This window comes from Spirillospora sp. NPDC127506 (assembly GCF_040302145.1).
Taxonomy (GTDB): domain Bacteria; phylum Actinomycetota; class Actinomycetes; order Streptosporangiales; family Streptosporangiaceae; genus Spirillospora.
Genome location: NZ_JBEORG010000090.1, coordinates 1 through 4,589, shown reverse-complemented (window position 1 = coordinate 4,589; position 4,589 = coordinate 1). Strand labels below are relative to the sequence as shown.

5 protein-coding genes are annotated in these 4,589 nt (G+C 71.7%); 3 read left to right on the top strand and 2 right to left on the bottom strand.

Translation table 11 applies throughout. The features are described 5' to 3' along the window. Positions 1-623: 623 nt before the first annotated feature. The 3 genes from rplM (at position 624) to glmM (ending at position 3,140) form a co-directional block, all read left to right on the top strand. A complete protein-coding gene (rplM, locus tag ABTW95_RS35505; protein WP_396452253.1) occupies positions 624-1,076 on the top strand; it encodes a 50S ribosomal protein L13 in 453 nt (150 codons plus the stop codon). 94 nt (positions 1,077-1,170) lie between these two features. After that, positions 1,171-1,677, top strand: a complete 507-nt coding sequence (rpsI, locus tag ABTW95_RS35500; protein WP_089324437.1) for a 30S ribosomal protein S9 — start codon at positions 1,171-1,173, stop codon at positions 1,675-1,677. 119 nt (positions 1,678-1,796) lie between these two features. Continuing rightward, positions 1,797-3,140 carry a phosphoglucosamine mutase gene (gene glmM, locus ABTW95_RS35495; RefSeq protein ID WP_396452254.1) on the top strand — a complete coding sequence of 448 codons (1,344 nt, stop codon included), beginning with the start codon at positions 1,797-1,799 and terminating at the stop codon, positions 3,138-3,140. Here glmM and ABTW95_RS35490 read toward each other — a convergent pair. Together ABTW95_RS35490 and ABTW95_RS35485 are read right to left on the bottom strand one after the other, a co-directional pair. Then, positions 3,137-3,442, bottom strand: coding sequence for a hypothetical protein (locus ABTW95_RS35490; protein ID WP_396452256.1), 306 nt, complete (start codon positions 3,440-3,442; stop codon positions 3,137-3,139). The genes glmM and ABTW95_RS35490 overlap by 4 nt on opposite strands. Positions 3,443-3,488: 46 nt before the next feature. After that, positions 3,489-4,313, bottom strand: a complete 825-nt coding sequence (locus tag ABTW95_RS35485; RefSeq protein WP_500228618.1) for an HNH endonuclease family protein — start codon at positions 4,311-4,313, stop codon at positions 3,489-3,491. Between the last annotated feature and the right edge of the window lie 276 nt (positions 4,314-4,589).

Here is a 4,589-nt window from a genome sequence, read left to right as displayed (position 1 = left end):
GGCCCGCGCCGCGGCGCGGGCCGCCGGCGACGAGCTCGTCGCGGGGAGGGGCGGAGGCGCGAGGCATGGGACCGCTCCGCCCGTCGTGCCTGGGCTGGTGGCCTCCGGCGGGACCGCCGGGTCTGCGGGGAGTGGACAGCGGGGGCTCCCGGGTGCGGGCCGGCGCGAGCCGGCGTGGACTCGGTCGCCCGGCACCTTATCCCCATATGCACCCGGAGTTATGAGAATCACTCAAGAAACCGCAGAATTGCTACAGATTGTGGCCGGTTCACGGCTGACCGTCCCCCTTCGGGCGGGTCCCGGCGGCGGTAAAATGAGGTGGCGCGCCGTGTCCCGTCCATTTGCCGGGCGGGTACATGGCACACCGGCGCTTCCTGTATCCTGCGTAGTTGTTGTGTGCGTGACGCCTGCCCTGCGGGTGGGGCGGCGCCGCAACGCGCCGGTGCGTCCCGGAGCGTCCGCGTCAACTGCCGCGGATGCGGGCCCCGGCCTCCCGGAGCGCCGGGTCGGATGATCCTCTGATCGGCGCGAGCAGGATTTCCGCTGATACGTGGCGCTCGCCCGCGAGGGGGAGCGGAGGATCGAAACCGCTGAAAGTCGACGAGAAACGAAGGCTGACGACCGTGCGCACGTACACCCCTAAGCCCGCTGACGTCCAGCGTCAGTGGTACGTCATCGACGCGACCGATGTCGTGCTGGGCCGTCTCGCCAGTCAGGTCGCGCAGCTGCTTCGGGGCAAGCACAAGCCGATCTACGCGCCGCACCTCGACACCGGTGACTTCGTCGTCATCGTGAACGCCGACAAGGTGTCGCTGTCGGGCAACAAGGCGGAGCGCAAGAAGGCGTACCGGCACTCCGGGTACCCGGGCGGGCTCCGCTCGGTGACCTACACCGAGCTGCTGGCGAAGCACCCCGAGCGGGCGGTCGAGAAGGCGATCAAGGGCATGCTGCCCAAGAACTCCCTCGGCCGGAAGATGTTCGGCAAGGTGAAGGTCTACGCCGGGCCGGACCACCCGCACCAGGCGCAGAAGCCGGTCCCGTTCGAGATCACCCAGATCAGCCAGACCGCGAAGTGACATCGCGCCTCCCGGCGCGGCAGCAGACATGAGGCCGCCGGGGCACCCGGTCGACCGGGCCAGCCGCCCTGGCTAGAACACCCCAAGGAGAACCGTGGACGACACCACCGGCGCCGAGGGCGTCGAGCTCGACTCGTACGAGGACGCGCCGTCCGAGTACAGCACCGAGACCCCCGAGGCGCCCGGCGAGGGCTACCTCGGCCAGCCGGTCGCGACCGGCCCGGCGGCCGGCACCGGGCGCCGCAAGCAGGCCATCGCGCGGGTCCGCATCGTCCCCGGCAGCGGCCAGTGGAAGATCAACGGCCGCACCCTGGACCAGTACTTCCCGAACAAGGTGCACCAGCAGATCGTGAACGAGCCGTTCGTGCTGCTGGGCCTGGAGGGCCAGTTCGACGTGCTCGCCCGCGTCAACGGCGGCGGCACCACCGGCCAGGCCGGCGCGCTGCGCCTCGGCATCTCCCGCGCGCTGCAGTTCGCGAACATCGAGCACCGCCCGGCGCTGAAGAAGGCCGGCTTCCTCACCCGCGACGCGCGGGTGCCGGAGCGCAAGAAGGCCGGTCTCAAGAAGGCCCGCAAGGCTCCGCAGTACAGCAAGCGTTGACCGACGGTACGAGCCGTCGCACCCCGCAGCCCCCACGCGGCAGTTCCGCGTGGCCGGCGCGGCGGGTGCGGCGGCTCGTCCCTTCTCCGGGGTCACCCTGTCTTCTCGGGAGTTGAACTGTGGCTCGTCTGTTCGGGACCGACGGCGTGCGCGGGCTCGCCAACCGCGACCTGACCGCCCCCCTCGCCATGGACCTGTCCGTCGCGGCCGCGCGGGTGCTCGGGGAGCAGGGCGCTTTCAAAGGCCACCGGCCGCTCGCCGTGGTCGGCCGCGACCCGCGGGCCTCCGGCGAGTTCCTGGAGGCGGCCGTCGTGGCCGGCCTCGCCAGCTCCGGGGTGGACGTGCTGCGGCTCGGCGTCCTGCCGACCCCGGCCGTCGCGCACCTGACGCACGCGCTGGACGCCGACCTCGGCGTCATGCTGTCGGCGTCGCACAACCCGGCCCCCGACAACGGCATCAAGTTCTTCGACCGCAGCGGCTACAAGCTGCCGGACGAGATCGAGGACCGGATCGAGGCGCGGCTCGGCGAGGCCTGGGACCCGCCGACCGGCGCCGGCGTCGGCCGCGTCCGGGAGGCGCACGGCGCCGTCGAGCAGTACGTCGCGCACCTGCTGTCGACGGTCACCGTGTCGCTGGACGGCCTGCGCGTCGTGGTCGACTGCGCGAACGGCGCGTCCTGCGACGTGGCCCCGGAGGCGCTGCGCCGCGCCGGCGCCGAGGTCCACACGATCGGCACCGCGCCGGACGGCCTGAACATCAACTCCGGCTGCGGCTCCACGCACCTGGAGGCGCTGCGGAAGGCCGTCCGGGAGTACGGCGCGGACGTGGGCATCGCGAACGACGGCGACGCCGACCGCTGCCTGGCCGTGACCGCGTCCGGCGAGATCGTGGACGGCGACCAGATCATGGCCATCCTCGCCCTCGACCTGCGGGAGGCGGGCGCGCTGCCGTGCGACACCGTCGTCGCGACCGTGATGTCGAACCTGGGCTTCAAGCTCGCCATGCAGGAGGCCGGGATCACCGTGGTGGAGACCGCGGTCGGCGACCGGTACGTCCTGGAGGCGATGAAGGAGGGCGGCTACGGGTTCGGCGGCGAGCAGTCCGGCCACGTCATCATGCTGCAGCACGCGACGACCGGCGACGGCGTCCTGACGGGCCTGCACCTGGCGGCCGCGATGGTCCGCCGGGGCCGTCCGCTGGACGAGCTGGCCAAGGTGATGACCCGGCTGCCGCAGGTGCTCATCAACGTCAAGGACGTCGACAAGACCCGCGCGAAGACGTCCCCGGAACTGGCCGAGGCCGTCGCCGCCGCCGAGGCGGGCCTGGGCGAGACGGGCCGCGTGCTGATCCGCCCGAGCGGGACCGAGCCGATGGTCCGCGTGATGGTCGAGGCGGCCTCCGAGGAGCAGGCCCAGTCGGTCGCCGAGCACCTCGCCGGAGTGGTGAAGTCCGCGCTCGGCTAGCGCTCGTCGATCTCCAGCCGCCCCACCTTGAGGTGCTTGATCTCGACGGTCCCGGCCTCCAGGTGGGCGATGACGGCGCGCTTCACGACCAGCTTGCCGATCGCGACGGCGCCGAGCGCCAGCGCGCCGAGCGCCATGGAGCCCACCGCCAGTGACCCGAGCCCGTTCCCGAGCCGCATCGTGAGCCCGGTCGCGGACGCCCCGGTCACCTCGGCCCCGGTGGCCCGCGCGCCGACCCCGCGCTCCGTCCTGACCCTCGGCCGCTCGCCTGCCGTGCCCTGCTCGTCTACTTCGTCGCTCATCGGACGAGCATATTGCGCGGCGCGGCGGCCGCGGGCCGTGCCGGGGTCAGCCGCCGCACAGATCGAGCATGATCTTCTTGTCGGGGGCGGTGACCGGCAGGTCGTACTTCAGCGCGACCTGCGCGAAGCGGACGCTGTAGGAGCAGCGGATGCGCTTGTTCGGCGGCAGCCACGACGCCGGCCCCGAGTCGCTCTTGGCGCCGTTGAGCGGGCCGTCCACCGGGATGAGGTTCAGCGGGTCGTTGGCGAGGGATTCGCGCTTGCCCTTCGACCACCGCGACGAGCCCATCTGCCAGCTGTACGACAGCGGGATCACGTGGTCGATCTGGACGGCGGTCGCGTGCGACTTCTTCCACTGGATCGTCTTGCCGGAGTACGGGTCGTGCAGCGTGAGCGAGATGATCACGCAGTCGGACCCGGACCGGTAGCGGACCTTCTCGCCGTCGCGTTTCAGCAGGTCGTTGCGGGTGTCGCAGCCGTTGCGCGCGAACGGGACGTCCGGCGCGCTGTCCATCCACGCGTAGCCGAACTTGTCGCGCTCGTAGCCGGTCTTCGGGCCGCGTCCCTTGGTGCCGACCTTCTCGATGATCTTGCGCGCCTCGGCGCGGTCGCCACGGGAGGTGATGGCGGCGAGGCCCGGCTTGGTGCCGTCGGGGTTGTCGAGCGGGCTGGCCGCGTCGCCGTCGTCCGCGGCGGACGAGGAGCCGCCGGAGCCGCCGGGAGCGGCGGACGGGTCGCCGATGCTGAGGCTCCCCTCGCAGCCGGACACCGCCAGCGGGACGGCGAGCGCCAGCGCCGCCGCGCCCAGAAGCCTCCGGCCGGGGGAGGGCCGGGAACCGAGTCCACGCCGAATCGGGGCGCGTAGCGTCATACCGTCACCGTCCTGGGGGTCGATGTCGTTATTTTCCACCAATTGGTCTGCAAAGAGCCGATCAAACCGCATGTCCTACCGTGTCGGTCACACGACCCCTCCGTTTCCGGCACGACCGGTCCAGGACGCCGATGCCGCTCGTCCGGCGGGGGGAGACGTCCGGCGATGGGTGCGTCGTTCTTAGGGCCTGTTCGTAGTTCGGATCAGTTGTCGCTGGTCACGATTGAGTGACTCGCTCACCCCGGGGCGGGGGCGGGCGGTATCACCGGTGTGTGA

Excerpts from the sequence above, each read along its gene's own strand:
- ABTW95_RS35490 (WP_396452256.1), bottom strand. The coding sequence starts at position 3,442 with ATGAGCGACGAAGTAGACGAGCAGGGCACGGCAGGCGAGCGGCCGAGG.
- ABTW95_RS35485 (WP_500228618.1), bottom strand. The coding sequence starts at position 4,313 with ATGACGCTACGCGCCCCGATTCGGCGTGGACTCGGTTCCCGGCCCTCC.